This window comes from Desulfosporosinus sp. FKB (assembly GCF_002196705.1).
Lineage (GTDB): Bacteria > Bacillota > Desulfitobacteriia > Desulfitobacteriales > Desulfitobacteriaceae > Desulfosporosinus.
Genome location: NZ_NADJ01000024.1, coordinates 1 through 14,592, shown reverse-complemented (window position 1 = coordinate 14,592; position 14,592 = coordinate 1). Strand labels below are relative to the sequence as shown.

General features: G+C 42.4%; 14 protein-coding genes. 13 read left to right on the top strand and 1 reads right to left on the bottom strand.

Going from position 1 to position 14,592, the window contains the following annotated elements:
• The first annotated feature begins 544 nt into the window (after nucleotides 1-544).
• The 6 genes from B5Y67_RS07065 (at nucleotide 545) to B5Y67_RS07045 (ending at nucleotide 6,245) form a co-directional block, all read left to right on the top strand.
• Nucleotides 545-1,252: a recombinase family protein gene (locus B5Y67_RS07065; RefSeq protein WP_075365496.1), complete on the top strand. Its 708-nt coding sequence runs from the start codon at nucleotides 545-547 to the stop codon at nucleotides 1,250-1,252.
• Nucleotides 1,253-1,268: 16 nt separating this feature from the next.
• Nucleotides 1,269-1,430 (top strand): SHOCT domain-containing protein, encoded by a 162-nt coding sequence (locus tag B5Y67_RS25245; RefSeq protein WP_170871510.1) that lies wholly within the window; start codon nucleotides 1,269-1,271, stop codon nucleotides 1,428-1,430.
• A gap of 81 nt (nucleotides 1,431-1,511) precedes the next feature.
• Entirely contained in the window at nucleotides 1,512-3,143 is a 1,632-nt protein-coding gene (locus B5Y67_RS07060) for a recombinase family protein (protein ID WP_075365495.1), read from the top strand.
• The gene (locus B5Y67_RS07055) at nucleotides 3,112-4,011 is read left to right on the top strand and encodes a recombinase family protein (RefSeq protein WP_075365494.1); all 900 of its coding nucleotides are present in this window, start codon (nucleotides 3,112-3,114) and stop codon (nucleotides 4,009-4,011) included. The genes B5Y67_RS07060 and B5Y67_RS07055 overlap by 32 nt, the downstream gene beginning before the upstream one ends.
• Before the next feature lie 21 nt (nucleotides 4,012-4,032).
• Complete coding sequence (locus tag B5Y67_RS07050; protein WP_088225794.1) at nucleotides 4,033-5,688, top strand: recombinase family protein; 1,656 nt, start codon at nucleotides 4,033-4,035, stop codon at nucleotides 5,686-5,688.
• Nucleotides 5,689-5,756: 68 nt separating this feature from the next.
• Nucleotides 5,757-6,245, top strand: coding sequence for a DUF4314 domain-containing protein (locus B5Y67_RS07045; RefSeq protein ID WP_088225793.1), 489 nt, complete (start codon nucleotides 5,757-5,759; stop codon nucleotides 6,243-6,245).
• A 238-nt stretch (nucleotides 6,246-6,483) separates the two neighbouring features.
• On the opposite strand, the gene B5Y67_RS07040 is transcribed toward B5Y67_RS07045, so the two are convergent.
• On the bottom strand, nucleotides 6,484-7,560 hold the full coding sequence (locus B5Y67_RS07040) for an XRE family transcriptional regulator (RefSeq protein ID WP_088225792.1): 1,077 nt from the start codon (nucleotides 7,558-7,560) through the stop codon (nucleotides 6,484-6,486).
• A 181-nt stretch (nucleotides 7,561-7,741) separates the two neighbouring features.
• Between B5Y67_RS07040 and B5Y67_RS07035 the strand changes: the two genes are divergently transcribed.
• From B5Y67_RS07035 to B5Y67_RS07005, 7 genes are all read left to right on the top strand, one after another.
• Nucleotides 7,742-7,987, top strand: a complete 246-nt coding sequence (locus B5Y67_RS07035; protein ID WP_088225791.1) for a multiubiquitin domain-containing protein — start codon at nucleotides 7,742-7,744, stop codon at nucleotides 7,985-7,987.
• A complete protein-coding gene (locus B5Y67_RS07030) occupies nucleotides 7,962-9,128 on the top strand; it encodes a ThiF family adenylyltransferase (protein WP_088225790.1) in 1,167 nt (388 codons plus the stop codon). Before B5Y67_RS07035 ends, B5Y67_RS07030 begins: the two co-directional genes overlap by 26 nt.
• Entirely contained in the window at nucleotides 9,118-9,501 is a 384-nt protein-coding gene (locus B5Y67_RS07025; RefSeq protein WP_021315226.1) for a DUF6527 family protein, read from the top strand. The genes B5Y67_RS07030 and B5Y67_RS07025 overlap by 11 nt, the downstream gene beginning before the upstream one ends.
• A gap of 571 nt (nucleotides 9,502-10,072) precedes the next feature.
• Complete coding sequence (locus tag B5Y67_RS07020) at nucleotides 10,073-10,306, top strand: helix-turn-helix transcriptional regulator (protein ID WP_034378010.1); 234 nt, start codon at nucleotides 10,073-10,075, stop codon at nucleotides 10,304-10,306.
• A gap of 39 nt (nucleotides 10,307-10,345) precedes the next feature.
• On the top strand, nucleotides 10,346-11,455 hold the full coding sequence (locus B5Y67_RS07015) for a DNA cytosine methyltransferase (protein WP_088225789.1): 1,110 nt from the start codon (nucleotides 10,346-10,348) through the stop codon (nucleotides 11,453-11,455).
• Between the two features lie 14 nt (nucleotides 11,456-11,469).
• A complete protein-coding gene (locus B5Y67_RS07010) occupies nucleotides 11,470-12,537 on the top strand; it encodes a restriction endonuclease PLD domain-containing protein (RefSeq protein WP_021315221.1) in 1,068 nt (355 codons plus the stop codon).
• A complete protein-coding gene (locus B5Y67_RS07005) occupies nucleotides 12,537-14,417 on the top strand; it encodes a Z1 domain-containing protein (protein ID WP_088225788.1) in 1,881 nt (626 codons plus the stop codon). Before B5Y67_RS07010 ends, B5Y67_RS07005 begins: the two co-directional genes overlap by 1 nt.
• Nucleotides 14,418-14,592: the final 175 nt, after the last annotated feature.

Below are 14,592 nucleotides of genomic sequence, written 5' to 3'. Positions count from 1 at the left end.
CCCTCACTTTTTTCCCTAAAGAAGTGAGGGGATTTTTTTATTCCCTTGTTGCTCTTTGAGAATATCATATCCGGCAGCATAAATACATGAGCTGTCCAGCCGTGTGAAAAGCGGCAGCGACGTTGACGGGCGCGCCAAGACTGCCTGCGGATGAATTTTATCCGTCGAACCGATGGCATCGAAGGTGACGAGCGGGAACGCCCGGTCATAAAACAGTCCGTGGTGGACTGTTTCGCAATGAAATGGACAGTGATAATGCTACTTCCGTCCAGCCACAGACTAAAGCAATGGGGGCGGCTTCCAGAGATCCTGGGAGAGGTGAGAATCCTATGGTGTTTGCTCAACCGGCAAACCGTCTATGCTGTCGCCCTAAAAGCCGTAAGGCTTTTTCGCTTCGGGAAGTAGTGTCGAATAGAAGCGGCAATTCGTAATGAAGAACAAGCAGATCATTTTTGATCTCGGAAACTATGCGGCAGGGCGGTCTTTTTTTCGTCCTGCCGTATCCTTCTGAGATTAAATTCAAAATATCAGGGAGGAAAACGAAATGGAAAAGGAAGCATTGTCTCAATTACTGAAGAAGGATCTAATTATCGGATATGTGTATGGGCTTGACGGAGAATATCAGGAATTCTATTTTGAGAAATCCCCGTCCAGCATTGCAAGCTTTATCATGCTGAAAAAAGAGCATGCTGACAAGATGGTTTTAACAGATACGATGGATAGGCTAGTTCTGGATACCTTCGGCGAATTCATTAACCGCTGCCCGGATCAGAAGCTTCTGCAGGAGATCACGAAAGAGCTGGTACCCATGCAGCTGGGCGAAAAGGAACCTCTCAGTATTCCGATTGTGAGTATTGATGAAGCTCTTGATTTTTTGAGCCGGGAAAGCCAGAAAAGAGCATGGATTTACTGCAGAATCGATGCACCGGAGGATACCCACGGTGTATTGAAAGGGCAGAAAAGGGAGCTCATGGATTACGCCGAGCAGATAGGATTTGTGATCGTTGGCGAATCTGAGGATATAGGAAGCGGTCTGGATTCTGACCGCCACGGCCTTGCAGAGATCATGAAGGCTGCCGGTGATGGCAGAATGGATGTATTGCTGGTAAAGAAGGTTGACCGCCTGGGGCGGGATACGGCAAAATTGCTGGAGTTTTTACGAGGGCTGGAACAGCTGGGCGTGGAGCTTTATTCGCCGTTGGAGGGTCAAATCCAGTTGGATTGTCAAAGCCCTTTCCTTTCTCTGCAGTGAAAGGAGGGCGAGCAATATGTCAAAAAATCAGGCAGCCAACGAAGTGAAGTATAAGGTAGCGATAAAGCTGTTGGATATCATGCTCCGAAATGGCCTTATCTCCCCTGCCGAGTACAAAAAAATCGATGAATTGAACCGTCAAACCTTCACGCCGGAGCTTTCCAAGGTATATGCGTAAAAACACCTGGATATCTCAAAGCTTGTGTGGTATTGTGTGTTGCTGACAGGAGGCCAAAAACGAGAGAAAGGAGAGAAAGCCATGGCAAAAAAGATAACAAAAATTGACCCTGTCAAGCAGCAGGTCGCCCGGCAATTACAGCCGAAAAAGCGGGTTTGCGCCTATTGCCGGGTAAGCACTGACTCCCGTGAGCAGCAGAATTCCTTTACCGCACAGCTTGAATACTACACCGCCTTGATTGAAAATCAAGAGAACTGGCAGTTTGCCGGAATTTACGCTGATGAAGCAAGAAGCGGAACAAAGCTTGCAAAAAGAGATGACTTCTTGAGGATGCTGAAGGACTGCGAGGACGGCAAAATTGATATGATCATCACGAAATCCTTAACTCGCTTTGCCAGAAACACGGTGGACAGCATTGAGGCGATTCGCCGTTTGAAGGGACTTGGCGTCGCCGTCTATTTTGAAAAGGAGCATATCAACAGTCTGTCAGAGAAAAGCGAGCTGATGCTGACCATTTTAAGCTCTTTGGCGCAGGGCGAATCCGAAAGCATTTCCACCAACAATAAATGGGCAGCAGTTAAACGTTTTCAAGACGGCACATTCATCCTCGGCACTCCAGCCTACGGCTATACCAAGGATGATAAGGGCGAGCTGATAATTCAGGAGGAAGAAGCTGCTATAGTCCGACGCATTTTCCGTGAGTACTTAAATGGAAAGGGCACTTATGCAATCGCCAAGGATTTGTCCGAGGAAGGAATCCCCACAATACGCTCGGCTGAAAAGTGGAACGATGGCGTGATAAAGGAAATGCTTTTAAACCCCATATACATAGGAAATCTACTATATCAGAAAACCATGACCACAGAGGTGCTGCCCTTTAAGAAAAAGAGGAACAAAGGTCAGCTTCCTCAGTATCTGGTTGAGGACAACCATGAACCCATTATCTCACATGAACAGGCGGAGGCAGTAAAGGAAATCTTTGTATACCGTAGAATGCAGATGGGGATGGACGATTTGCAGAAATACCAAAGCCGATATGCCTTCAGCAGCAGAATCCTCTGCGGCGAATGCAGGGGTATTCTGCGGAGGCAGAAAATCTACATCGGCAAGCCCTATGAGAAGGTCCAATGGTGCTGTCGCCAGCATATTTTGGACAACAGCAAATGCAGCCAGAAGGCAATCCGGGAGGATGACGTTCAATGGGCTTTCACCGTGATGTGGAATAAGCTCGTAAGCAATTATGACGAAATCCTCACTCCCCTGCTGGATACGCTTAAAAAGCTCCGAATGGATGAACATCAGGAGCAGGAAATCGGGGAATGCAGCAATAGAATCATGGAGCTGACAGAGCAGGGTCATATACTCAGCAGAGTTGTATCGAAAGGGTATATCGACCCTGCGGTATTTATAGAGCGGCAAAATGCCCTGACTATAGAGCTTGCCGCTGTGAAAAAGAAAAGGAGCCAGCTTCTGGACAATAACGGCTTCGATATAGAGATTGCGGGAACAGAACAAATGCTGGAGCTTATCAGAAACAATCCTCACGTTATTGAAGAATACCGTGAGGATTTATTTTTACAGTCTATAGACAAGGTAATCGTACAGGAAAACGGACAAATTACCTTCCGACTCATCAACAGGCTGGAGCTGTCCGAACCCTGCAGGAAGGAGGCGATAGAGGATGATGCAAAGGCACATGCCCATCGGATATAAGCTGGCAGAAGGAAAAATACAGCTTGATGAACCCAAAACCGCTGTTGTGAAAAAGATATTTGCAGATTATCTATCCGGTACCTCCACCTCTGCTCTTGCCAAGCGGCTGACCGAAATGGGATTTCCGAATGCCAACAATAAAGTCTCCTGGAATCACGGCTCAATCGGCAAGATACTGGAGAATGTCAAATACCTTGGGGATGAATTCTATCCGCCGATGATTGACGCCGAGATGTTTGAGCAGGTGCAGAAACGCCGCAAAGAACGCTGTGATCATCTGGGGCGAAGCATCCAGCCAAACAGTGCAAGCAGCCAGTATCTATTCACCGGAAAGCTCCGATGCGGAGAATGCGGCGAGGTTTACCGAAAATACATCGAGCACTGCGGCAGAACGTCTGAGAAATCCTTCTGGAAGTGCAAGAGGTATATTTACAAGAACCGAGTGTACTGCCGATGCGGTTTCCTCACGGATGAACAGATTGAAAAAGCCTTCCTCGAGGCAGTCAATAGGATTCTGGCACGGATAGAAATTCTCGACCGGAAGTCTAAGAAAGAGCCAATTCCCAATAACCCTGAATTTAATATGTTGGATCAGCGCATTAAGGAGCTGGAAGCAGAAGGGCGGTATTCGTCCAATGAACTTCCGGCTCTTATTTTTAAGCGGGCACAAGCCCTTTACAAAACGGCAAAAATAGATGACGCCGAATATAACACCGAAAAGATGAAGCAGGCGTTTTCAGGCAGACAGCTTCTCACAGAATTCGATGAGGAACTGTTTCTGGCAGTGATAAAGCAAATCACTGTATACGCTGACCATCGGCTGGTGTTTGAATTTATAAACGGATTAACCATGGAAGCCGGATACTAAACCAAGGAAGGAGAAATCATGATGCAGACAGCGACAGCAAAAAAGAAAAGCATATCTCTTATACCCTCCAAGCCGGAGTATGACAGGAGTATAAAGCCTCAGTTTAAAGCCCTGCGGGTTGCGGCATACTGCCGCGTCAGCACCACGCTGGAACAGCAGGAAACCAGCTACGAAGCCCAGGTTTCCTATTATACCGAAAAAATAAAGAGCAATCCCAACTGGAAACTCGCTGGTATCTACGCAGATGACGGTAAAAGCGCCACAAACACCAAAAAGCGCGATGACTTCAACGCCATGATTGAGGACTGCATGGCAGGAAAAATCGACATGGTCATCACCAAGTCGGTCAGCCGGTTCGCCAGAAATACGGTGGACAGCCTGCAGAACATCCGTAAGCTCAAGGAAAAGAACGTCGCTGTGTTCTTCGAAAAAGAAGGCGTGAATACGCTGGAGGGAACCGGCGAGCTTTTAATAACCATCCTGAGCAGCCAGGCGCAGGAGGAAAGCCGGAACTTAAGTGAGAACACCCGGTGGGGATTGGTCAGACGGTTTGAGAACGGCATCGTCTCGGTCAACCACAATAAGTTTTTAGGCTACACCAAGGATAAAAACGGTGAGTTGGTCATCGTACCGGAGGAAGCGGAGCTGGTCAGACGCATTTTCCGCCTTTACCTTGAAGGGAGCAGTATCATACAGATCACTAAGATTTTAGAATCAGAAGGGATCACCACCGTCACAGGTCTGACAAAGTGGTGTCCCGGCGTCATCGATAAGATGCTGAGCAATGAAAAATACATGGGTGACGTCCTCCAGCAGAAAACCTATACCATAGATTTTCTCACCAAAAAGCGGGTGAAGAACAAAGGCATCGTCCCCCAGTATTACATAGAGGATGACCATGAAGCCATTATCCCCAAGGAGCTTTATTATCAGGTGCAGGAGGAAAAAGCGAGGCGGGCAAGCCTTAGTAAAACTGCGGCAGCCCGAAGGGCAAAGCAAGAGAAGGAGAAAAGCAAATACAGCTCCAAATTTGCACTGACTGACATCATGGTATGCAAGGAATGCGGTCAGCCATACCGCAGGCAGGTATGGTCTAAATACGGTCAGAAAAGCGCTGTGTGGCGGTGTGAGAACCGTCTGAAGAACGGAACCAAGAACTGCAAGCACTCCCCTACGTTTAAAGAGGATATCCTGCATGAAGCGATAATGACTGCCATTAACAGCGTCGTAGAAAACCGCGGCGAGTTTGTCGGTGCCTTCCGCGAGAACGTAATACGAGTTATCGGCAGCTACTCCACTAAAAATGTGACCACCGAGTTAGACGGGCAGATCGAAAAGCTGCAGGGCGAGATGCTGGCCCTGATAGAGGAAAACGCCAAGCAAGGCTCTATCAAAGAGGATTTTGACGAGAGATATAAGAGAATCGCGGAGCAGATCAACGACCTTAAGCAGAAAAAGCTGGAACTTGTGCGGGAGCAGAAAATGGCGGAGAATTTTCAGCAGAGGCTTGGCGATATGGATGCATGCCTGAAGAAAACCACCTGCGAGGTCAGGGAGTTTGACAACGACCTGGTAAGGAGGCTGCTGCAAAGCATCAAGGCCGTCAAGGACGATCTAATAGAAATCCAATTCAAATCCGGAATCGTGATGAATCAGCGGGTTTCATACTTTGATTGAACACAAGGCAGGAACGGCTAAAAGGTCATCCCTGTTCTTTTATTAAAAAACACAGGAGGGAATAGAACATGCTAAATGAACGAAATAAGGTTGAACGGCTTAAAGAAATGTATCCTAAAGGAACCCACATTCGATTAACTGCAATGTCCGGAGAACTGGATATGCCTTCAGGATTGACAGGGACAGTGGATTTTGTAGATGACATTGGTCAGCTTCAAATGACCTGGGACAATGGCAGAACCCTTGCTCTTGTTCCCGGTGAGGACAGCTTTTCCGCTATTTCACAACCAAAGCCAGTGCAGACACGGACTGAGAAGCCGGATGCTCCGCTCATCGGCTCCAACGGAAACATCTTCAATTTGATGGGGATTGCTTCACGCACATTAAAAGTGGCAGGCATGCGGGAGCAGGCTAACCAAATGTATCAGAGGATCACTGCTTCCGACAGTTACGGGGAAGCGCTGAATATCATCGGTGAGTACGTCAATTTCACTGAGGCGGATCAGTCGGAGCAATCAAATGACGTGGACGAGCAATTCGGAATGAGAATGGAATGAGGGGAGAATAGGTGATGAGTTGGCGGTTCTCATACTTTGATTAACACAAGGCAGGAACAGCCAATAAGATGTTCCTGCCTGAAGATAAATAGCTATTAAGAATAAAGCTCTCAGATTTCACAAAAAACTGAGAGCTTTATTCTTAATATTTGCAGCATTTTCACTACGGTGGTAATTTGATGTCTTTAAAAATATTAGCAATAGATTCTTACGATTTAGTTGATAAAAATAAAACGGCTTAGTTTCTGATTATAAGTGTTAATACTTTCCCATATTCGGGATTATATATGCATTCTTCATGTACCACTTCATCAGCTTGTGCATCTGCAAACCAGTATTTTGCTGGGACATCTCCTTGACGTATCTCCTCTGTGCTGCTCGGATTATCGAAAAACGTGGCTGTTATGCTTAATAGATCTATCGTTGGATTCAATGGCCTATTGCCAGGATACGTCTTAATGATCCCCCCGTTTTCAGATTGAATAACGGCGTATTTGTCTTTAGCATATTCTACCAACCTATTTACCAATGCAAAGAGTGAAACATCGTATTTTTCTAGAGCAAGCTGCTTTAAACTTTCTATGCTTGCTCTTGTTTTGATGAAGTCTTTATTTAGATGAACTTGAGGCATAATTAGTTTAGCAGCGAAATCTTGAGCTTCCATTTCCTGAATATCTTCTGTAAGTAAAGTAGATGAACCACTTTTCCTTACATAATATTTTTGTTTTAGATGCCAAGGAATCACCGCATGCCCTATCAATATAGCTGTAGTAAATTTTTTTCTTTGACTGTTTTTTATTCTTGAGTTCAACACAATAATTTTTTGAGATCCGTTAAAAAGTATTCCTTCCCCTTCTTCATCCAGTTCGTCTTCGTAGATTAAAATATTTAATTTATCTGCGATTTGGTGTACGTCAATTGGAAGAGTGCCATTCGAGTGATTCCTCAGAACCCATTCGGCAAAGTCCGATTCAATAGGCATTGGAATATTCCTAGGATAATCAGCAGAAAGAAAAACTGCGTACTCAAGAAGCTTATCTTTGTCTTGCACCGATAAGCCTTGAGCAATCTTTAATAATAAGCTTATAGTTTGATCGTTTATAACATTCTCGCTTACTTCTTTCCCTGAAATCAAATAATCAGTAGTAACATTTAATGCGTTGGAAAGTTTAAGTAGCGCTTCATATGAAGGACTTCTTAATCCTGATTCGTATTGACTTATTGCGGGTGGTTGCAATCCAGCCCTTTTCGCAAGTTCAGTTTGGCTTAACCCCAACTGTTCGCGTTTTTTTAGAATTCGTTCAGATACGGACACAACAATGCCTCCTTACAATATGTTTTTCAAATTTATAATAACATGAGGAAAACATCTTTTACAATTATTTTTAACAAATGTTATAAAAATAATTATCTAATGTTATTGACGGCTTACTATAACAATTGTTATAATAAAAATTGCCAATATGATATAAACAATTTTAAGGAGGTTAGCGATAATGAGCAATGTAATAACGGTAATAATTAATGGTCAGCCGGTAGAAGTTGAAAAGCGAAGCTATTCATTCCAGGAGGTAATTACGCTTGCCTTTGGAAGTTATGATGATTCACAGAAATCTTATACTATGGTATCAACCAGGAAAAATGATGATGGGGATAAACATAAAATATCATATTCTTTAGGTGACCAAATTAAAATGAAAGATGGGATGAGAATAAATGTCGACTCAACTAATAGATCTTAATGACGACTTGAGAAGGCTTAAGGATGAAGGGTACAATATTTCCATAGTTAGCGGGAATTTAGTGATTAAAGGGATACCTTATGTAAATAAAGATAAAAAGATTCTATTTGGCGCCATTTACTGCCCGTTGACTTTATCGGGGGAAAAAACTGTACCTCCTCAGGATCATACCGTAAGATTTATGGGAGAGCATCCCAGTAATCAATTTGGCACGGAAATTAATTCTTTCGTGAATAGTGCTCAACAGCATACCTTGACTGCAGATATTATTGGATCATATTACTTCTCTTCAAAACCGCAGAATGGAAGCTATCCTGACTTCTATACAAAGATGACAAGGTATATTGAATTATTATCTGCACCTGCAAGATCTATTGACCAAAGTGTTTCTGCACAAAATTTTGAATATGAATCCTATAATGATTCCAGTGTTTTTAAATATCCTGATACTTTTACAGCCAGAGCAGGGTTGTCTAATATATCAGAGAGATTAAAAGATCAAAAGCTAGCTATAGTAGGCTTGGGAGGGACAGGTTCTTTTGTATTGGATTTTGTCAGCAAAACCCCGGTTAAGCAAATATCATTATTTGATGGAGACCACATGCTTAATCATAACGCTTTCAGGATTCCTGGCACTATGACTTTGGATGAGCTAGAAAAAAAGCCAAGCAAAGTCACTTATTTCAAGGAGAAATATGAGAAGTTTCGAGACGGTATTATAGACCATGATGTATTTATTGATGATTCGAATGTAGCTCTTCTGGATGGGCATGATTTTGTGTTTGTAGCTATTGATAATTCGGAGGCTAAAAGGGTAATAATTGAACATCTCATGGCCTCCAAAATTCCGTTCGTGGATTTGGGTATTGGAATAAGTGTTGTTAATAATTCATTACGGGGATCTATAAGGAAAACGCTTATAACACCAGAAAATTGCGGTTACCTAAATAAGATTTCTACTGAAAAAGCAACAGGCGAAGATATTTATTCTCAAAATATTCAGATTTCAGAATTAAATGCTTTGAATGCAATCATGGGTGTTATAGCTTGGAAGAAGTTGAACGGTTTTTACTTAACAGAGGATATTTTTTATAATTCAACTTTTATAATTGATGAAGAGGAAATTAAAAATGAGACATAAATTCGTTGAATATATACCATCACAAATTGAAGAAGATATACTTTATATTTCCATTGAATACGATGTTGCGAAGCATAAATGCCCCTGTGGATGCGGAGCGGATATTGTAACATCTTTATCACCGGCAAGATGGAAGTTAACCTATGATGGCGAAACGGTATCTCTTTATCCTTCGATTGGAAACTGGAGCCATGGGTGTAAGTCACATTACTGGATTACTAATGATAATGTGGTATGGGCAGGCCAGATCACTAATAATCAAATGAATAAAGTAATAAGAAATGATAAAGAGGAAGTGAAAAAACATATCGGAGGCAGTTCGAAATCGAAAGGCTTTATTGATTGGATGAAAAATATATTTAGATCTCACTAAAGTTTAGACGAGCAGTATCAGAGGATAGCAGAATAGATCCGTGTTTAAAACAATAGAACTGAAACTGGTACAGAAGTAAAACTGGCCGCAATTTTCCTCAAAGGATTAATGATATGGATTCCTACCTGAGGAAAACTACCTACGAGGTTTGGAAGCTTGACAATGACCTGGTAGGAGCAAAGCATCAAGGCTGTCAAGGACGATCTGATAGAGATCCAATTCAAATCCGGAATCGTGGTAAATCAGCGGGTTTCATACTATGATTAAATCAAGGCAGGAACGGCCAACAAGCTGTTCCTGCTTGAAGATAAATAGCTATTAAAAATAAAATCCTCAATGTCACTTGCAGAATTGACAGGTTAATATATGAAAACTCCTTAAAAAATGACTGCAATTTGACTTATTAAGAATTGCAGGTGGCTTTATTTGTGTTTGATGCGCCTAAGTTTTATGCTTTAAGTTTTATGTTAAATAACAAAAATAACAATTTGCGGCAACTATCCTATTGACCATGCTAAATATCCTTGTTACAATAATCAGGATGTGGTTTATTAAGGAGTGTGGCCTAAACATGAGCGCGAACGAATCTTTGCGTCTTAAAAGCAATCTTTCAACTTTAATGGGAAAGTATAGATATTCAATCAAGGACGTTCATGAAAAAACTGGATTATCAAGGAATACTATTTCAAGCCTTTATAATGATAAGGCTACCCGTATTGATTACGAGACCATGCTGAGATTATGTTGTCTGTTCAAATGCGATGTCAATGAACTCTTAATACTTAGCAAATGTGAAGCAGAATAAGAAGCAGAATAAAATTTATTTAGTTAGGGAGTTTTGGCAATGAATGACAATGAGAAGAAACCCGTTTCCCCGAAAATCCTATCGGTATTCTCGGGCTGTGGTGGTCTTGACTTAGGCTTCCATCTTGAAGGATACACGACTATTTGGGCGAACGATTTCTCCGAATGGGCTGTAGCATCATTCAAAAAATACTTCGGGGATGTAATAAGACTTGAAGATATTACAAAAATCAATCCATATAAGGATAAATCTATCCCTGAGTGTGACATCGTGCTCGGCGGTTTCCCGTGCCAGGACTTCTCAGTAATATGGAAACAGCCGGGGCTGAATGGCAAGCGCGGAGGACTATACAGGCATTTCCTTGAATTTGTTGATGCTAAAAAGCCTAAAGCCTTTGTCGCGGAGAATGTTAAAGGTCTGCTGACCGCTAACAAGAGAAAGGCAATTGAGACAATTATAAAGGATTTTGAATCCATAGAACCAGGCTATGTTGTAAAGCCTCATCTCTACAATTTTGCTGATTACGGCGTACCGCAGTTCCGTGAGAGACTGTTAATCGTCGGTGTGCGCAAAGACACGGGATTTGATTTCATCCATCCGCTTCCTTCTCATGGAGAAGGGCGGGCACATCCGTATGTTACGGCAGGCAAGGCTCTTGAAGGAGTTGAAAAAGTTCAATTTAATAATGAGCCTATCAATTCTCTTCCGAAAACAAGGAAAATGCTTGAACGTATACCTGAAGGAGGTAATTTTACAGATATCCCTAAAGATGATCCACTATATGTTAAAGGCATGATAAGCCATGTATACAGAAGAATCAATCGGAGCGAACCTGCTAAAACAATTATTGCTGCTGGAGGCGGAGGTACATGGGGATATCATTATCCCGAACCACGGGCACTGACCAATCGAGAACGCGCTAGGCTCCAATCCTTCCCGGATGATTTCGAATTCATCGGAAATATCACTGAAGTCCGGAGACAAATCGGTAATGCCGTACCGCCGGAAGGAGTACGTGCCGCGGCACGCAGATTATTGCCATTGTTTACTGGCGAGTATCAACATATTGATTTAAATGATATTTTTGATAAGCTGTCAAAAATGACAGTGAAAGAGCGTTTGGATTATGTAACCTCAGAGATGAATTGACGGAGGATACCTCTATGGAATTTCTTTTTTCCAATTACAAGCCTCTTAATACAGCATATCATACATTTGCCGACACATTTTATTCGCTTATTCCCGAAGCAACACGGATGGATATTGCTGTCGGTTACATAACTGCAGATTCATTGGCTGAACTTAAACAGACTGTAGCTTATAACTCAAACATTGAAACGCTTAATTTGCTTATTGGAATGCACCGTTGGGACAAATTTACTAAGCTTGAATACAACGCGGCTAGTGATTTGAATGATTATTTGCGGGGAGAAGGACGAGGGGAAGTACGCTTAGTTACGCCATTTAAATTTCACGGAAAACTGTATTGTTACTCAGACTCAAGCGGTGCATTTGCAGGAATAATAGGCTCTAATAACCTGAGCAGTATTGTTGAGAGCGGGAGCCGGACTTACGAAGCTTCTTCGCTCTTTCGCGAGCCGGAGTATGCAAAAAAAATGCGCGGCTTCATTGAAGAACTCTCCGTGAAAGCTACAGACAACCTTGCAGATTGCGAAATAAGCGATTTCAGACAAAATAATCTTCTATTAGAAAATCATGAGCATGTTGAGAAGATTCCTCATGATCGATTAGCCGACTGTGTCAGTTCGTTAACGGATACTCGCTTCGTAATCCCGCTTGTTAAAGACGGAAGAGTTCCTGAAAAAAGCAATCTTAATGTCTTTTTTGGCAAAGGAAGATTGGTGACACGGACCGGAGTGATTCAGCCTCGGCATTGGTACGAAGTGGAATTAATTGTTCCGAGCATCGTAACATCCTTGGCAGGATATCCGCAGAAAGAAACACCGGGAGCAGTATTTGACGTTATAACAGACGACGGATGGAAATTCTCCTGTAAAGTCAGTGGGGATTACAGCAAAAATTTCCGTTCGGAAGATGATTTGAAAATACTCGGCAAATGGATAAAAGGCCGTTTAGAAAATGCAGGAGTGCTTGAAGTTGGACAACCCGTTACCCCCGAAACATTTCAGCAATATGGAAGGGATAACTTTTCTCTCACAAAAATGGGTTCGGGAAATTCATGGTATCTTGATTTTGGGGTGAATCATTAATGAGTTACGTAGATAATTATCTCAACCATTTGTCGGAGAGCGGGAATCCTGCGCTTGCTGAAGCAGTAAGGGATACTGTTGACAAGATTACTCCGGCTTACATTGCGACATTTTCATACAAAGATCACGTTGTGAGTTTACTCGAAGGGAATGTTCAAAGCGGAAAGACCAGCCATCTCTTCGGACTCATTTGCTCTGCCGCCGACGAGGGCTTCAAACTATTTGTCCTTCTAACTACGGATAATAATCTTTTGCAACAGCAGACTCTTTATCGTGTGAGAAAGGATTTGCCTGATTTCTGTGTTTGCGGCGAATCTGATGAATACTCTTTCTTTACAAACAATATGAAGCGTCCTGCTATAATTGTGCTTAAGAAAAACAGCCAAGTTTTGAAGCGCTGGAAGAATAACTTTTCTTCTTCTCACTTCTGCGAAGGCAACCCATTGTTTATCGTGGATGATGAGGCAGATGCCGCAAGTTTGAATACGCTGATTAATAGAAACAAACAAAGCTCAGTCAATAAAAATTTAGAGGAAATTAAAAAAACTGCTTCGAGCAGTATTTATATACAGGTTACAGGAACCCCTCAAGCTTTGCTCCTGCAGTCACATCAAAGCGGGTGGCGTCCGTATTTTACTCACTATTTTTCGCCCGGTAAAGGCTATATTGGAGGAAATGAATTATTCCCTTATGATCGTCCGCCTTATGTTATTCTCACCGATAATGAGGAAGCAACAGAATTGCTCAAGGATGACGAATTTGCGGAGAATGGTCTTAAAAAGGCTGTCCTATACCATCTTGTTTCATCTGCTGAGATTTTTTTGAACGGTGGAACGGTTTCAAACATTTTAATACATCCGAGTGTCAAAACCGACCAGCATCAAAAGTTTGCCGAAAAAGTTGGAGATTATTTGAATGAAATTTATCAGTCAATTGATGAACCATTTGTTTATGATGCGTTTACAGCGGTCTACAATGACCTTGCAGTAACAAAGCCGAGTATCAGCCCATTTGATGTGATAATGGAAAATATAACTCTGATGCTTGAAACTGACGGAGTAAATATACTTGTCATAAACTCACGAAATTCTTTCGAAGATAATGTAAAATATGAGTCAGGGGTGAACATCATTGTCGGAGGTAACAGCCTCGGACGCGGTGTTACAATTCCGAAACTTCAAACCACATATTATTGCCGTGTTGCTAAAAGCCCGCAAGCTGACACAATGTGGCAGCATTCTCGTATGTTCGGATATGACCGTGACTTAGGATTAATGAGGGTTTTCATTCCGCCGGTGCTTTATAAGCTGTTTGCGGAAATTAATGCTGCAAACAACAGTATAATTTCTCAAATTGAAAAAGGATGCCCGGAAGAAGTGAATATTCACTATCCCGAAAAACTCCGCCCAACTAGAAAAAATGTACTTGATGAGGGGGTTGTTAAAACATTTACAGGCGGAGTTAACTACTTCCCGTTTTACCCTGAAAACAAGGATATCGGTACATTGGATGGGATTCTTGAACGATTCGGAGAAGATACCTATTCCGTTAACCTCCGGCTGTTTGAGGAAATTCTTGAAAACATTATCTCAGAGTCTGATGACTGGGAGCCAGAGGACTTCAAGGGATTTATACAAACTATCAGGACTGAAAATCCCTCCGCTCAAGGCAGACTAATTGTGCGGCGCAACAGGGATATAGGTAAAGGTACAGGAACATTGCTTTCGCCGACCGATCGTGCTTTGGGTGATTCTATTAAAGATGAGGCTGTACTTACAATGTATAAAATCACCGGAAACAAAGATAAGGGATGGAATAGCAGGCAGATTTGGATTCCGAACATCAAACTGCCCGGAAAAGAAGTATATTACTGTATCTGACAGGAGGGGTGTTCTTGGCAGATAATCATTCTCCTGAAGAGCGCAGTTATAACTGAAGTTTCGCACCTAATAAATCAGCTCTAATTCCGGCTTAATTGGGTCAAACAGATATAAAAATTCCGCATGAACACAGGGTTTTGGTATAATTTGATTGCGTACAAATCTACCAAAATTG

Coding starts and splice junctions, on each gene's coding strand:
- B5Y67_RS07065 (WP_075365496.1), top strand. CDS start 545: ATGGAAAAGGAAGCATTGTCTCAATTACTGAAGAAGGATCTAATTATC.
- B5Y67_RS25245 (WP_170871510.1), top strand. CDS start 1,269: ATGTCAAAAAATCAGGCAGCCAACGAAGTGAAGTATAAGGTAGCGATA.
- B5Y67_RS07060 (WP_075365495.1), top strand. CDS start 1,512: ATGGCAAAAAAGATAACAAAAATTGACCCTGTCAAGCAGCAGGTCGCC.
- B5Y67_RS07055 (WP_075365494.1), top strand. CDS start 3,112: ATGATGCAAAGGCACATGCCCATCGGATATAAGCTGGCAGAAGGAAAA.
- B5Y67_RS07050 (WP_088225794.1), top strand. CDS start 4,033: ATGCAGACAGCGACAGCAAAAAAGAAAAGCATATCTCTTATACCCTCC.
- B5Y67_RS07045 (WP_088225793.1), top strand. CDS start 5,757: ATGCTAAATGAACGAAATAAGGTTGAACGGCTTAAAGAAATGTATCCT.
- B5Y67_RS07035 (WP_088225791.1), top strand. CDS start 7,742: ATGAGCAATGTAATAACGGTAATAATTAATGGTCAGCCGGTAGAAGTT.
- B5Y67_RS07030 (WP_088225790.1), top strand. CDS start 7,962: ATGTCGACTCAACTAATAGATCTTAATGACGACTTGAGAAGGCTTAAG.
- B5Y67_RS07025 (WP_021315226.1), top strand. CDS start 9,118: ATGAGACATAAATTCGTTGAATATATACCATCACAAATTGAAGAAGAT.
- B5Y67_RS07020 (WP_034378010.1), top strand. CDS start 10,073: ATGAGCGCGAACGAATCTTTGCGTCTTAAAAGCAATCTTTCAACTTTA.
- B5Y67_RS07015 (WP_088225789.1), top strand. CDS start 10,346: ATGAATGACAATGAGAAGAAACCCGTTTCCCCGAAAATCCTATCGGTA.
- B5Y67_RS07010 (WP_021315221.1), top strand. CDS start 11,470: ATGGAATTTCTTTTTTCCAATTACAAGCCTCTTAATACAGCATATCAT.
- B5Y67_RS07005 (WP_088225788.1), top strand. CDS start 12,537: ATGAGTTACGTAGATAATTATCTCAACCATTTGTCGGAGAGCGGGAAT.